This is a genomic window from Hydrogenophaga atypica, from assembly GCF_042665215.1.
GTDB lineage: Bacteria > Pseudomonadota > Gammaproteobacteria > Burkholderiales > Burkholderiaceae_C > Hydrogenophaga > Hydrogenophaga defluvii_A.
Window position 1 is genome coordinate 1 of the sequence record NZ_JBHTCA010000006.1, and the last position, 13,469, is coordinate 13,469.

12 protein-coding genes and 1 tRNA gene are annotated in these 13,469 nt (G+C 65.5%); 6 read left to right on the forward strand and 7 right to left on the reverse strand.

What is annotated here, in order from left to right; all coding sequences use genetic code 11:
* From ACFQPB_RS10500 to hrcA, 4 genes are all read right to left on the reverse strand, one after another.
* A partial coding sequence (locus ACFQPB_RS10500) for a transposase (RefSeq protein WP_382222797.1) occupies positions 1-205 on the reverse strand: 205 nt, incomplete at its 3' end.
* Positions 206-321: 116 nt separating this feature from the next.
* Entirely contained in the window at positions 322-1,395 is a 1,074-nt protein-coding gene (locus ACFQPB_RS10505) for a tyrosine-type recombinase/integrase (protein WP_382222800.1), read from the reverse strand.
* A 270-nt stretch (positions 1,396-1,665) separates the two neighbouring features.
* Positions 1,666-1,742, reverse strand: a tRNA-Ile gene (locus ACFQPB_RS10510).
* 37 nt (positions 1,743-1,779) lie between these two features.
* Positions 1,780-2,799, reverse strand: coding sequence for a heat-inducible transcriptional repressor HrcA (gene hrcA, locus ACFQPB_RS10515; RefSeq protein ID WP_382203518.1), 1,020 nt, complete (start codon positions 2,797-2,799; stop codon positions 1,780-1,782).
* A gap of 35 nt (positions 2,800-2,834) precedes the next feature.
* Between hrcA and ACFQPB_RS10520 the strand changes: the two genes are divergently transcribed.
* Genes ACFQPB_RS10520 through rapZ form a run of 3 tightly spaced genes read left to right on the forward strand, consistent with a single transcriptional unit; the run spans position 2,835 to position 6,287 of the window.
* Entirely contained in the window at positions 2,835-3,755 is a 921-nt protein-coding gene (locus ACFQPB_RS10520) for an NAD kinase (RefSeq protein ID WP_382203516.1), read from the forward strand.
* Between the two features lie 2 nt (positions 3,756-3,757).
* Complete coding sequence (gene recN / locus ACFQPB_RS10525; protein WP_382222803.1) at positions 3,758-5,413, forward strand: DNA repair protein RecN; 1,656 nt, start codon at positions 3,758-3,760, stop codon at positions 5,411-5,413.
* A 22-nt stretch (positions 5,414-5,435) separates the two neighbouring features.
* Complete coding sequence (rapZ, locus tag ACFQPB_RS10530) at positions 5,436-6,287, forward strand: RNase adapter RapZ (protein WP_382203563.1); 852 nt, start codon at positions 5,436-5,438, stop codon at positions 6,285-6,287.
* Here rapZ and mutY read toward each other — a convergent pair whose 3' ends face one another.
* The 3 genes from mutY to mutM form a co-directional block, all read right to left on the reverse strand.
* Entirely contained in the window at positions 6,288-7,370 is a 1,083-nt protein-coding gene (gene mutY, locus ACFQPB_RS10535; protein WP_382222806.1) for an A/G-specific adenine glycosylase, read from the reverse strand.
* Positions 7,370-9,343, reverse strand: coding sequence for a dynamin family protein (locus ACFQPB_RS10540; RefSeq protein ID WP_382222809.1), 1,974 nt, complete (start codon positions 9,341-9,343; stop codon positions 7,370-7,372). Before ACFQPB_RS10540 ends, mutY begins: the two co-directional genes overlap by 1 nt.
* 61 nt (positions 9,344-9,404) lie before the next feature.
* Positions 9,405-10,220 (reverse strand): bifunctional DNA-formamidopyrimidine glycosylase/DNA-(apurinic or apyrimidinic site) lyase, encoded by an 816-nt coding sequence (gene mutM, locus ACFQPB_RS10545; protein WP_382222812.1) that lies wholly within the window; start codon positions 10,218-10,220, stop codon positions 9,405-9,407.
* 82 nt (positions 10,221-10,302) lie between these two features.
* On the opposite strand from mutM, the gene ACFQPB_RS10550 reads away from it, so the two are divergent.
* Genes ACFQPB_RS10550 through ispE form a run of 3 tightly spaced genes read left to right on the forward strand, consistent with a single transcriptional unit; the run spans position 10,303 to position 13,432 of the window.
* The gene (locus tag ACFQPB_RS10550) at positions 10,303-12,057 is read left to right on the forward strand and encodes a tetratricopeptide repeat protein (protein ID WP_382222815.1); all 1,755 of its coding nucleotides are present in this window, start codon (positions 10,303-10,305) and stop codon (positions 12,055-12,057) included.
* A complete protein-coding gene (locus ACFQPB_RS10555) occupies positions 12,054-12,545 on the forward strand; it encodes an outer membrane lipoprotein LolB (RefSeq protein ID WP_382222818.1) in 492 nt (163 codons plus the stop codon). Before ACFQPB_RS10550 ends, ACFQPB_RS10555 begins: the two co-directional genes overlap by 4 nt.
* Positions 12,542-13,432, forward strand: a complete 891-nt coding sequence (ispE, locus tag ACFQPB_RS10560) for a 4-(cytidine 5'-diphospho)-2-C-methyl-D-erythritol kinase (protein ID WP_382222821.1) — start codon at positions 12,542-12,544, stop codon at positions 13,430-13,432. The genes ACFQPB_RS10555 and ispE overlap by 4 nt, the downstream gene beginning before the upstream one ends.
* Positions 13,433-13,469 lie beyond the last annotated feature (37 nt).

Below are 13,469 nucleotides of genomic sequence, written 5' to 3' on the forward strand. Positions count from 1 at the left end.
CTGGGGACACCCTGGCAACCTTGTCATCAGCACCCGCCCCGCTCAAATCGCCCTTGGCCGACTGGCGAACCCAATTGCCCAGGCTGGCTTTGGGTATGCCCAAGACCTTGGCCACCACGGCAATGGCCTGACCCGCCCGCACCTGGCGCACCGCCTCCATTTTGAACTCTTGCGTGTACTGCGCACGCAACTGCTTGTGTGTCATCTCTCGGCTCCTTGTCGATATTTTCAACAAGGCTAAGAGCTCCACTTTTCGGGGGCAACCTCAGATCCGCCAAGACACCGCAAGAGCCGTCTCTGTCAACTGTTCTTGTGTCTGCTTTAGCCATGATGCGCACCCCCAAAGATTTTGTCGTTCATCGCTCCGACGACTTTTGCGGTGTGGCTGTTCGTGAGGTGGCTGTAACGGCGGACCATGTCCAGTGTCTTATGACCCAACACTGCCGCAATCTCAACGGTGGTAGCACCGTTCATGGCCAAGTAGGAGGCTGCGGTGTGGCGCAGATCATGAAAGCGGAAGTCCTCCAGACCGGCCGCGTCGATGGCCGCGTCCCACGGGCGCTTGAGTTCGACCGGCCCTTTTCCACGCAAGTTGGGAAAGATCAGCGCCGTGTCGATGCGACGCACCTTCGACAGATCCTCAAGCAACTGTTTGGCGTGCCCGATCAGAGGCACACAGCGCGACGTGTCATTTTTGGTCTCGCGCAGCAGGATGGTGCCGCGTTGAAGGTCGACATCGGTCCACTTGAGATTCATGATCTCCCCGCGTCGCATACCAGTCGAAATCGCTAGCACGACGACGGCATAGAGCACCGGACTTTTTGACTGACGGCAAGCTACAAGCAGCTTTTCTCGCTCAGCGTCCGAAAGAAACCGTTCGCGCCCACGAGGCTCCCTGGGCTTAGTAATTTTGCGGACCGGATTGTCTTCGACCCACTGCCAGTCACGCATGGCGATGCTGAATACGTGTGAGAGCGTGGCGAGATAGCGGACTACCGTGGCGGGGGTACGCAGGCGTTTGCGCTTGGTGAAACCCGCCAGCAGCTCGTTACGGCACTGAACGATAGCTGCGGACGTGATGTCAGCGAGCCACATAGGCCCGAACTTGGAGCGCCAGTAGGCGAGATGCAGGCGCTTCTTATCCTCGCTCTTGGGCTGAAGTGGCAAGACCTGTTTGATGTATTCGTCGCAGAGATCTGCAAACGTGTGGCGTCTTGCTTCCGCCACCACCTTATAGCGTCCAGCCAAGATGTCGGCCTCGACGCGCGTCGCGTGCTTGAGCGCGTCTGTCTTGCGGCGGAAGCTTGCTGAGATGGGCGCGTGGCCCTTTACCCGGATTTTTACCCTGAACGAAACGGTTCCGTCTTGGGCGACACGGCGTTCGATGGATGCCATGATGCGATCACCTTGAAAAGCGGCTTCAAAACCCCTGACCTGGAAGCGTGATAGACGCAACGACAGGTCAGCGCTTCGCTCCGCCCAGCCTCTACCGAGTCAAGGTTTCATCGCATGTGCGCTGTGCACGGCAGGCATGATAGCCAGCTTTTGTTGTGGTGTGTAGCCCGCAGTTGATGGCGCTTGCCGCCAACTGTCCCACCAGTGTCCCATGGTGGCTCACAACGGTGAAAAAGACACCTCTTTTCAGAGGTAAGTCCTTGTCACATATGGTAGGCCGTGTAGGACTTGAACCTACGACCAAAGGATTATGAGTCCTCTGCTCTAACCAACTGAGCTAACGGCCCGCCCAAGCGCGGGATTGTAAGCGCAGCGGTTGGGCCGCTATTTGTTGTGGCTCAGTGCGTTGCTGACCAGCTTGGAGGTGATGTCCACGATCTGGATCATGCGGTCATAGGCCATGCGTTGTGGGCCGATCACACCCAGCGTGCCCACCACCTGGCCATCCACTTCGTAGGGCGCGGTCACCACCGACAGGTCTTGGTAGGGCACCACCTGACTTTCGCCGCCGATGAAGATGCGCACGCCTTCGGCCTGCGTGGACACGTCCAGCAGGCGCATGAGCTGGGCCTTCTGCTCGAACAGGTCGAACATGCGGCGCAGGTTGCCCATGTCGCTGGAAAACTCGGTCACCGACAACAGGTTGCGCTCACCGGCCACCACCACCTCATCGGCCGTCTGGTTGCTGCTGGGGTCGTCTTCCACAGCGGTGACCATGAGCTGGGCGATTTCGGTGCGCAGCGCGTCAACCTCGTGGCGCAGGCGTTCGCGCACCGCCTCCATGGTCAAGCCCGCGTAGTGGGCGTTGAGGAAATTGGCGGCCTCTTGCAGTTGCGACTGGGTGTACACCGTCTGCGTGTGGATGACGCGGTTCTGCACCTCGCCGTCGGGCGACACGATGATGACCAGCACCCGGTGTTCGGACAGGCTCAGGAATTCGATGTGGCGGAACACCGTGCTGCGCCGGGGCGCCATGACCACGCCCACAAACTGCGACATGTTGGACAGCAGCTGCGCGGCGTGGTTGATGACCTTGTGCGGCTGATCGGCCTGCAGGCTCGCGGTCGCCATGCCGTCTTGTGCGGCCAGCTGGTCGCGGTTGACGGTGAGCATGGTGTCCACAAACAGCCGGTAGCCGCGCGCGGTGGGGATGCGCCCCGCCGACGTGTGTGGGCTGGCGATCAGGCCCAGTTCCTCCAGATCGCTCATCACGTTGCGTATGGTGGCCGGTGACAGTTCCAGCCCGGTGGCCTTGGCCAACGTGCGCGAACCCACCGGTTGCCCATCGGCGATATAGCGCTCGACCAGCGCCTTGAGCAACAACTTGGAACGGTCATCTAGCATGGAACCATTCTAAGAGCCTGTGTTGTAATTTGCGCATGATCCCGCACACGCCGCCACACCCCGCAACCAGCGCCCCAGCCGCCCCGTTGCGCTTCAAGCACGTGGCCATTGTGGGCAAATACCAGGCCCTGGGTTCGCGCGACGCGCTCGATGGCATTGCCCACTTCCTGCACGACGAGGGATGCGATGTGGCCATGGAGCGCGACACCGCCCACAACACCGGTCTCATGCAATACGGCGCGCTGGGCGTGGAAGAAATTGGCGCCCGCTGCGACCTGGCGCTGGTGGTGGGTGGCGATGGCACCATGCTGGGCATTGCGCGCCAATTGGCCCGCTTCGGCACCCCGCTGGTGGGCATCAACCAGGGCCGGCTGGGCTTCATCACCGACGTGCCCTATGGCGAATACGCCGACAAGCTGCGCCCCATGCTGCGCGGCACCTTTGATGAAGACCGGCGCGCACTGATTGAAGCCAGCGTGTGGCGCGACGAACGCTGCGTGTTCAAGGCCACCGCACTCAACGACGTGGTCGTCAACCGTGGCCCGGCCGCCAGCATGATCGAGTTGCGTGTGGCGGTGGATGGGCGTTTTGTGGCCAACCAGCGTGCCGACGGCCTGATCATCGCCTCGCCCACCGGGTCCACCGCTTACGCGCTGTCGGCCGGCGGCCCCATGCTGCACCCCGCCATTGCGGGCTGGGTGATGGCGCCTATCGCACCCCACACGCTGTCCAACCGCCCCATCGTGTTGCCGTCCGACGGCGAAATCAGCGTCGAGCTGGTGGCCGGCAAAGACGCCAGTGCCAACTTCGACATGCAGACCTTCACCGAGTTGACGCACGGCGACCGCATCATCGTCAAACGCTCGCCCCACCAGCTGCGGCTGTTGCACCCCACGGGCTGGAGCTATTTCGACACGCTTCGCAAGAAGCTGCACTGGAACGAAGGAGTGGCCTGAACATGGCCTTGTTGCGCATTGTTTTGTCGGATTTTGTGATCGTCCAGCGCCTGGAACTGGATTTGCGCGCCGGCTTCACCGTGTTGACGGGGGAGACGGGCGCCGGCAAGTCCATCCTCATCGATGCCCTGCAACTGGTGCTGGGCACCCGCGCCGACAGCGGCGTGGTGCGCGAAGGCGCGGCGCGCTGCGAGGTGTCGGCCGAGTTCGACATCACCCCACCCATCGCCACCTGGCTGGCCGACAACGGTTTCGACGCCGAAGACAGCCTGCTGCTGCGCCGCACGGTGGACACCCAGGGGCGCAGCAAGGCGTGGATCAACGGAGGTGCTGCCACCGCCGGGCAGCTCAAGGCCCTGGCCGACAGCCTGGTGGACATCCACGGGCAACACGCCTGGCAAAGCCTGACCCGGCCCGACGCCGTGCGCCAACTGCTCGACGCGTACGCCGGCATCGCCACCCACGCCCTGCCTGGGTTGTGGGCCGACTGGCGCGGCGCCCTCAAGGCGCTTGAAACCGCACGCAGCCAACTGGCCACACGCCAGCAAGAAAGCGAGCGCCTGAGCTGGCAGATCGGTGAAGTGGCCAAACTCGCACCAGGCGCGGACGAGTGGGACGATCTCAACACACAACACGGCCGGTTGGCCCACGCACAAGACCTGATCGGCGCCGCCCAAGGCGCCCTGGCCGCACTGGACGACGAGGACAGCAGCGCCTTGTCGCTCATCGCCCGCGCCAGTGCGCTGCTCGAATCACACGTGGGCATCGAATCCCGCTTCGCAGACGTGCTCAAGGCCCTGGAAGACGCCCAGGCCCAGCTGCAGGACAGCGTGCACAGCCTGCAGCACTACAGCCGCCACACCGAGATCGACCCCGCAGCCTTGCAGGCCCTGGACGAACGCCTGACCAGCTGGCTGTCGCTGTCGCGGCGCTACCGCTGCACACCGGAGGAACTGCCCCAACGCCTGGCCGACTGGAAAACCCAGCTGGCCGACATCGACCGCGCCAGCGACCTGGACGGTTTGCAGAAAGAAGCCACGGCGCGCGAAGCGGCTTTCATGAAAGAGGCCAAGCGCCTGTCCAAGCTGCGCCAGCAAGGTGCGGCCCGCTTGTCCGAAGGCATCACTTCGGCCATGCAAGGCCTGGGCATGCAGGGTGGCCGTTTTGAGGTGCGCCTGCTGCCGCTTGAAGAGCCGCAGGCCCATGGGCTGGAGCAGGTGGAATTTCTGGTGGCAGGCCACGCCGGCAGCACGCCGCGCCCGGTGGGCAAGGTGGCCTCGGGTGGGGAACTCTCGCGCATCGCGCTGGCCATTTCCGTCACCACCAGCGAGCTGGGCGAAGCGCCCACGCTGATCTTCGACGAAGTGGATTCGGGCGTGGGCGGTGCCGTGGCGCAAACCGTGGGCCAACTCATGCAGCGCCTGGGCCGCGACCGCCAGGTGCTGGCCGTGACCCACCTGCCCCAGGTGGCCGCTTGCGCCGATCAGCACCTGTTGGTGGCCAAACGCAGCGGTGGCCAGGGCGCTGTGAGTCAGGTGCAGGCGCTGGACACCACCGAGCGTGTGCAGGAATTGGCACGCATGCTGGGCGGCAACGCCAGCTCGGGCACCTCGCTGGCGCACGCACGCGAAATGCTGGAGGCCGCTGCCAGTGTCTGACGTCCCCCCCACCAACAAGACCATGCAACTGGTGCTCATCACCGGCATGTCCGGCTCGGGCAAATCGGTGGCCTTGCACGCGCTGGAAGACGCTGGCTTTTACTGCGTGGACAACCTGCCGCCGGAACTGCTGGAAGCCTTTGTGGCACTGGAAAACGGCTTCCAGGCCGAACGCGTGGCCGTGGCCATGGACGTGCGCAGTGCGTCCTCTCTGCCCGGCCTGCCCAAGCGCCTGCACAACTTGCGTCAGAGTGGTGTGCAGCTCACCACGGTCTTCCTGGACGCCACCACCGACACGCTGTTGCGCCGGTTTTCAGAAACCCGGCGCATGCACCCGCTGTCGCTGGCCGACGCGGCCGACCAGCAACGCGCCCTGATGGACGCCATCGAGCTCGAACGCGACCTGCTGGCCGACCTGCGTGACCGCGCCCTGGTGCTGGACACCAGCCTGCTCAAGTCGGCCGCGCTGCGCAGCCAGATCAAGGCATTGATCGACGTGCGGCCGTCGCAGCTCACGCTGGTCTTCGAGTCCTTTGCATTCAAGCGGGGTATCCCCATGGACGCCGACTTTGTGTTCGACGTGCGCATGTTGCCCAACCCGCACTACGAGCCCGAACTGCGCCCGCTCACCGGGCGCGACGCCCCGGTGGCCGACTTTTTGCGCGAACAAACCGAGGTGCTGGCCATGCGCGAACACATTTCAGGTTTTCTGCAACGCTGGTTGCCAGCCATGCAGCACGACCACCGCAGCTACGTCACCGTGGCCGTGGGTTGCACCGGCGGGCAGCACCGCTCGGTCTACATGGTCGAAACGCTGGCCGCCGAGTTCGCGCCGCACTGGGCGGTGCGCCTGCGGCACCGCGAGCTGGACTGATCAGCCCTCGGTCAGCCAGGTTCGAACCGGCGCTGGAATGCCCAGATCGGCCCATTCGGCGCCTGTGGCCCAGCGGCCTTCAGTGAGACCAACATCCCAGGCATCAGCCACGTCCAGCACGGCGGGCAGCAACCGCAATTCGCGGTGGGTGAGGCTGTGTTTGCGGGCGGCCTGCCAGTGCACCGCAGCCGCGTCCAGGCCCCAGCCAGCCAGTGCGGCCAGCAGGCCGGCTTCGTCGCCAAACACCGGTGTGCAGTACAAGCCCGCCCAAATGCCACGGGGCGGGCGCCGCTCCAGCCACACGGCGCCGTCGCTGCGCCGCAAGGCCAGCAGCCACCAGCTCTCGTGCCGGCGCACCAGCTTGCGTGTTTTCACCGGGTAGGCGTCGGGCGTACCACCCGCCAGCGCGCGGCAGTCGGCTGAGAGCGGGCACAACAGACATTGCGGCTGGCTGCGCGCGCACAGGCTGGCGCCCAGGTCCATCAGGCCCTGGGTGTAGGCAATCATGTCGTCGTGGCTGGCGCCGGCTGGCACCAGGGCCTGGGCCAGTGTCGACAGGGCACGCTCGTTGGCGGCCTGCGCCAGATCGCCATCAAATCCCAGGGCGCGCGACAACACCCGTTTGACGTTGCCGTCCATGATGGAAATGCGTTCACCAAAACAGAAGGCGGCGATGGCCGCCGCGGTGGACGGACCGATGCCGGGCAAGGTTTGCAGCTCGGCCGAAGTGCGGGGGAACACGCCACCAAAACGCGCCACCACCTGTTGCGCGCAGGCGTGCAGGTTGCGCGCGCGGCTGTAGTAGCCGAGGCCGCTCCACAAAGCCATCACCTCGTCCGCTGGCGCGGCCGCCAAGTCGGACACGGTGGGGCAGCGCGCCAGAAAACGCTGGTAATAGCCCAACACGGTGACCACCTGCGTCTGCTGCAGCATGATTTCGGACAACCACACGCGGTACGGGTCGCGCGTGTGTTGCCAGGGCAGGTGGCTGCGGCCGTGGGTGCGCTGCCAGGCCACCAGGCGGGCAAACAAGGCAGGGGGCAGCCCCTGCGCAGTGGCAGAAGCCGGAACGTGCGGGCGCATCAGGCCGGTTGCTCGGGCGCTTCGGCCTCGGCGGCCGGTGTGGTCGATGTGGCCTCGGGCACGGTATCGTCCAACAGCTGCGCACACAGCTCGGCCAGGCGCACCTGGGTGGCGCTCAGCGCGGCCGACGTCTGCGTCAGTTCGCCAATGCGGTCGTCCAGGCCACTGGCCGCAGTCTGGATGCGGGTGACCGCCTCGATGCGGCGGGTGAAGTTGCGACGGCGTTCGCGCAGCTGCCCGTCCAGTTGGGCGGCGGCCGACTTGTTCCAGGCCTCGACCTCGACCAGCGCGGCATCGAACACCGCCTTCAGGCGCGACATCAGCGCCCGCGCCAGCCGCTCGGCAAATTCGGGCTGGGCCAGCTTGAGGGCATTGGTCAGGCCCAGGTACTGCACATGGTTGCGCTCGATCAGCGCCAGGTCGTCGCGGTAGCGTTTGAGATCGGGTGCGGCCGGCGGTTGCAGCGAAAAGCCGAACTCCACGTTCAGGCTCTTGAAGCTGTTGACCAGCATGGTCTGGATGTCTTCGCCCATCTTCTGCGAGCGCTGCAACACGTCGCGCAAACGGTCGAAACTCTCGCCATAGGTTTTTTTCACGCCGAACTTGATGCCCGGTTTCTTCAGCGCCTCGGCCAGTTGGGCCACTTCGGTCTTGAGGGTGGTGGTGCTGAGCAGGCCAAACAGCTCGCGCAACAGTTTGAGGTGCACCGAACGCACCGCCTGAATGCGTGCGCCGCTGCTGTCGAACTCGGCCTGCTCCTGTTCGATGCGCAAGCGCATCTGCCGGATCACGGTGGCGTTCTTGCCGCGCAGGCCTTCGAGTTCCTGCAGTTGTTCGACCAGCTCGCGTTCCTGGGCATGCAGCATGCGCCCGGTTTCCCGTTGCAACTCCTGAATACCGTCGGACACCACGCCTTGCAAAATGCGTTTGCGCCGGCCCAGCAAGCCCTCGCCCAGTGCCTGTTCCAGCTCGGGCAGGCGGCTGGCGGCCAGGCGTTCGGGGTCTTGCTGCACCTTGGCCAGCAAGCCCTTCTGGGCCGACACGGCGATCACCTGGTCTTCGCTCAAGCCCAAGACCCGCGCCGAGCTCTCGCGCTGGCGTTGGATTTGTGCGGCGATGTACTCGGGCGTGCTGAGGTCGTCCCAGAGCGTGTCGATCTTGTTGAGCACCACCAGGCGCGAATCGATGCGTTCGGCCGCCGGTGCCAGGTGCTCGCGCCAGATGGTGAGGTCGGATTTGCTCACGCCCGCGTCGGCGGCCAGGATGAAAACCACCGCATGGGCCTGGGGCAGCAGGCTCACGGTCAGCTCGGGCTCGGCGCCGATGGCGTTGAGGCCGGGGGTGTCCAGAATGACCAGCCCTTGCTTGAGCAAGGGATGCGCCATGTTGATGAGAGCGTGGCGCCAACGCGGCACCTCGATCAGACCATCGGGCCCCGGCAAGGGGTTGTCCTCGGGGGTTTCGTCGTGCCAGAAACCCAGGGCACGCGCCTGCGCCTGGTCCACCCGCACCACCTCGGCCACCTTTTCAATGGCCTGGGCGAGTTGGGCGGGGTCGTTCACGTCGAGATCGATCCGCTCCCACTCCTGCGGGGCGCTGCGCCATTCCAAAAGCGACTGCGGCTGCAGCCGCGTCTCGATGGGCAGGAGCCGCAGGCAGGGCGCGACATCGGCGTCGTAGCCCAGCTCGGTTGGACACATGGTGGTGCGCCCGGCGCTGGCCGGCATGATGCGCCGCCCGTAACCGGCAAAAAACACGGCGTTGATGAGTTCGGACTTGCCGCGCGAGAACTCGGCCACAAAGGCCACCATGACCTTGTCGGCCTTGACCTGTGACTGCAACTGGTCGAGCCGCGCCAACACGCCGGCGTCCATCAGCTCGTGCTCAGTCAGCCATTCGCTCAGTTGCTTCAGGCGCTGGGCAAACTGGCGGCGCCAAGCTCCATGCTGGTCGAATTCCTGGTTGAAGTCCATGGCGTGTCGGGCGGGCGAATCGAGGATCGGGCCAATATAGCACCGCCCCCCTTGGCGGCGCTCAGGCTTTCTGACACTGTGGGCAGAAGAAGGTGGAACGCTGCCCCTGGCGCAGCGTCTTGATGGGAGTGCCACACACGCGGCAGGGCAGGCCCGCGCGGTCGTACACCATGGCATCGAGCTGGAAGTAGCCACTTTCACCGTGGGCGTTCTTGAAGTCCTTGAGCGTGCTGCCACCCAGGGCCAAGGCACGCGACAACACCTCGCGCACAGCGGTGTGCAGGCGCGTGGCCTGCGGGCCGGTCAACAGGTGGGCTCGTTTGGTGGGCCGTATGCGGGCGGCAAACAAGGCCTCGGAGGCGTAGATGTTGCCCACCCCCACCACCACGTCGCCAGCGAGCAGCACCTGCTTGATGGGCGCGCGGCGCTTTTTGAGCGCGGCGTGAAATGGCGCCGGCGCAAAACCAGGCTCAAGCGGCTCCACACCCAGCCCACCGAGCAGCTTGGTCGCCACGGGATCGGCCTCGTCGCGCGCAAACACCACGGCACCAAATCGACGCGGGTCGTGCAGCCGCAGCGTGCCACGGTCGGTCACCAGGTTGGCATGGTCGTGTTTGCCCGGAGGTGGCAAACCAACGTCAAAGCGCAGGCTGCCAGACATGCCCAGGTGCCACAACAACAGCCCATCGCTGAGATCCATCAGCAGGTATTTGCCACGGCGACGCACACCCAGAACGGTCTGATCGTGCAGCACGCTGGCATCCACACCCAAAGGCCAGCGCAAGGGCAAGCCCAGGTACAAGCCCTGGATGCGCGCACCAGCGATGGCGGCGGCGAAACTCTGGCGCGTGACTTCGACTTCGGGGAGTTCGGGCATGGTGTGTGAGCGCCGGGTAAAGCAAGAGGCCACAAGCCCATGGGCGGGCAGGGGGTCATGACCCTTCCATTATCATGACCCGATGAAAGCCGCTGCCCTGTTTCCCTCCAAACTGGCCTGCTGTCTGGGTTTGGCCATGGGCGCCTTCGCGCTTGCGCCGCAGGCCTGGGCACAAGCCCCCGTCGCGCCGGTGCCGGCGTCCTCCAACATGGACGGCGAGCTGTTCTACCAACTGCTGTTGGGCGAACTGCAGGTGCGCGGCGGCGACCCTGGCGCTGGTTACTCGCTGGTGCTGGACGCGGCGCGGCGCACGCTCAACCCCCAGCTGTTCCGCCGCGCGGTGGAGATCGCGCTGCAGGCCCGGTCCGGCGACGCAGCCTTGAGCGCGGCCAACGCCTGGGCCGACGCCAACAAGGACAGCAGCGAGGCCTTGCGCTACAAGCTGCAAATCCTGCTGGCCTTGAACCGCGTGGCCGACACGGCGCCGGTCTTGCGCCAGCTGGTGGCCCAAGGCAAGCCCGACACACGCGATGAGTTGATCCTGTCCATCCCCCCCACCCTCCAACGTGTGAACGACAAACCGGCGGCCGCGCTGGCGGTGCGCGAAGCCCTGCGCGACGAGTTGGCCAACGGTCCACATGCGTCGGCGGCCTGGGTGGCGGTGGGTCGCATGGAACTGGCCGCTGGCCGCTTGGCCGATGCGCTGGAGGCCGCGCGCCGCGCGCAAACAGCTTCGGTGCGTTCCCGCGCAGCGGCCGCCTTGGCTCTGGACCTGATGGAGGAAGCCTCACAACGCGAAGGCGCCGAAGCCCTGGTCAAACGCTACCTGGGAGCCAGCCGCGATGGCGATCGGCTGGTGGAGTTGGCCTACGGCCGCGTGCTGCTGGAAAGCCAGCGCTCTGCCGACGCGCTGAAGGTGTTGAATGCGCTGAGCGAGACCAGCGATGCGCCCGCAGACACCTGGTTGCTGCTGGGCACGCTGCATGCGCGCGACAACCGCGACGCCTTGGCCAGCACCGCGCTGGAACGCTACCTGCAAACCACCGAAGGGGGCGGCGACGCCGCTGCACGCGGGCGTGTGCAGGCCTTTCTGTTGCTGGCGCAGCTGGCCGAAAAACGGCGCGACTTTGCGGCCGCCACCGCCTGGCTGGACCGCATCGACAACCCCCAGGAGGTGTTTGCGGTGCAGATGCGCCGCGCCTCGATGCTGGCGCGCCAAGGCCAGCTCGACGCCGCGCGCGAGTTGCTGCAGAAGGCGCCCGAACGCCTGCCCGCCGACGCGCGCACCAAGCTGCTGGCCGAAGCCCAGCTGCTGCGCGACCACAAACGTTTTGACCTGGCTTACGAGCTGTACGCCAAGGCAGTGGCGATGTACCCCGACGACCCCGATCTGGTCTACGAACAGGCCATGGTGGCCGAAAAGGCGGGCCGTTTTGACGACATGGAGCGGCTGCTGCGTGGCCTGATGTCGCGCCTGCCCGACTACCACCACGCCTACAACGCGCTGGGCTATTCGCTGGCCGAACGCAAGTCGCGCCTGCCCGAAGCCAAGGCGCTGATCGAACAGGCGCTGGCACGCGCGCCCGACGACGCCTACATCCAGGACAGCCTGGGCTGGGTGGAGTTCCGCATGGGCAACATCGACGCGGCATTGCGCATCCTCCAGGGCGCCTTTGCCCAGCGGCCCGATGCCGAAATTGCGGCCCACCTCGGCGAAGTGTTGTGGGTGGCAGGCCAACGCGAGCGGGCGCTGCAGGTGTGGCGCGAAGGCCTGCTGCTCAACAACGAGAACGAAACACTCACCGACACCCTGCGGCGTTTGCAGGCCCAACCGTGAGCCGTTTTGGACGGGCCTGTCGCTGGGGTCTGATCACTGCGCTGCTGGTCGGGGTGATCGGCTGTGCCACGCCCCCACCGTCGGCGCCACAAGACCATTTCTGGAGTGGCCGCCTGGCACTGAGCGTGGCGGCAGAGCCCCCGCAGTCCATGAGTGCCGCCTTCGAGTTGCACGGTGATGCGCGCGAAGGCGAGCTGGCACTGCTTTCGCCGCTGGGCCAGACCGTGGCGGTGGCACGCTGGTCGCCCGCCGGGGCCACGCTGCAACAAGGCGAGCGCACCCTCGCCTACGCCCACATGGACGAGCTGACCGAACAACTCACGGGCGCGGCCCTGCCTTTGCCCGCGCTCTTCCAGTGGTTGCGTGGCCTGGCCAGCGAGGTGCCCGGCTGGTCGGCCGATCTGAGCGGCCACAGCGATGGCCGCATCCTGGCACAACGCCTGACACCCTTGCCCCGTGCGGAACTGCGCATCCGCCTGCAGCCATGAACACAGCGGTCATTGAAACGCCCACCGAACTGCGCAACGTTCCCGCACCCGCCAAGCTCAACGTCTTTCTGCACATCGTGGGCCGCCGGCCCGACGGCTACCACCTGCTGCAATCGGTCTTCATGCTGATCGACTGGTGCGACACACTGCATTTCAAGCTGCGCGCGGACGGTGCCATCCACCGCATTGACGCCCTGCCTGGCACGACATTGCCCGAACACGACCTGGTCGTCCGCGCGGCCCAGGCCCTGCAGACGGCCACGGGCTGCACCCTGGGCGCCGACATCACGCTGGAAAAACGCCTGCCTTCCGAGGCTGGCATGGGCGGTGGCTCCAGCGATGCGGCCAGCACGCTGCTGGCCCTCAACCGCCTGTGGGACCTGCGCCTGTCTCGCCAGCAACTCGCCCACATCGGTTTGACCCTGGGCGCCGACGTGCCCTTTTTTGTTGGCGGACGCAACGCGTGGGTGGAGGGCATTGGCGAGCAACTGACCCCGGTGGCGCTGCCGCCCGGGCGTTTTGTGGTGGTCAAGCCCCCTACCGGGGCATCCACGGCCGCGATCTTTGGCTCATCCGTTTTGAAAAGAGACACAAAGCCTGCTATACTCTCAGGCTTTGCTGCAGATGCTCAACAAAATCCGGATCAGATCTGGAACTTTGGGGCAAATGACTTGCAGGCCGTGGCGCAAGCCGTGTGCCCCGAGATTTCGGACTGCATCGCCTGGTTGTCCCGCAAGGGTCTCCAGGCACGCATGACCGGATCGGGCAGCGCGGTGTTTGCGCCCTGGGTGGAAAGCACGGACTTGTCCGACGCGCCACCGGGCTGGCAAGTAAAAATTTGCAGCAATTGGGCAGAGCATCCATTGCGCGCCTGGTGTGAAGGTTAGAATCACGCCCGCCTCGCAAGACAATGCGTTGCACAGC

Bases quoted from the DNA above. Each gene is read 5' to 3' on its own strand.
- ACFQPB_RS10505 (WP_382222800.1), bottom strand. From the start codon at position 1,395: ATGGCATCCATCGAACGCCGTGTCGCCCAAGACGGAACCGTTTCGTTC.
- hrcA (WP_382203518.1), bottom strand. From the start codon at position 2,799: ATGCTAGATGACCGTTCCAAGTTGTTGCTCAAGGCGCTGGTCGAGCGC.
- ACFQPB_RS10520 (WP_382203516.1), top strand. From the start codon at position 2,835: ATGATCCCGCACACGCCGCCACACCCCGCAACCAGCGCCCCAGCCGCC.
- recN (WP_382222803.1), top strand. From the start codon at position 3,758: ATGGCCTTGTTGCGCATTGTTTTGTCGGATTTTGTGATCGTCCAGCGC.
- rapZ (WP_382203563.1), top strand. From the start codon at position 5,436: ATGCAACTGGTGCTCATCACCGGCATGTCCGGCTCGGGCAAATCGGTG.
- mutY (WP_382222806.1), bottom strand. From the start codon at position 7,370: ATGCGCCCGCACGTTCCGGCTTCTGCCACTGCGCAGGGGCTGCCCCCT.
- ACFQPB_RS10540 (WP_382222809.1), bottom strand. From the start codon at position 9,343: ATGGACTTCAACCAGGAATTCGACCAGCATGGAGCTTGGCGCCGCCAG.
- mutM (WP_382222812.1), bottom strand. From the start codon at position 10,220: ATGCCCGAACTCCCCGAAGTCGAAGTCACGCGCCAGAGTTTCGCCGCC.
- ACFQPB_RS10550 (WP_382222815.1), top strand. From the start codon at position 10,303: ATGAAAGCCGCTGCCCTGTTTCCCTCCAAACTGGCCTGCTGTCTGGGT.
- ispE (WP_382222821.1), top strand. From the start codon at position 12,542: ATGAACACAGCGGTCATTGAAACGCCCACCGAACTGCGCAACGTTCCC.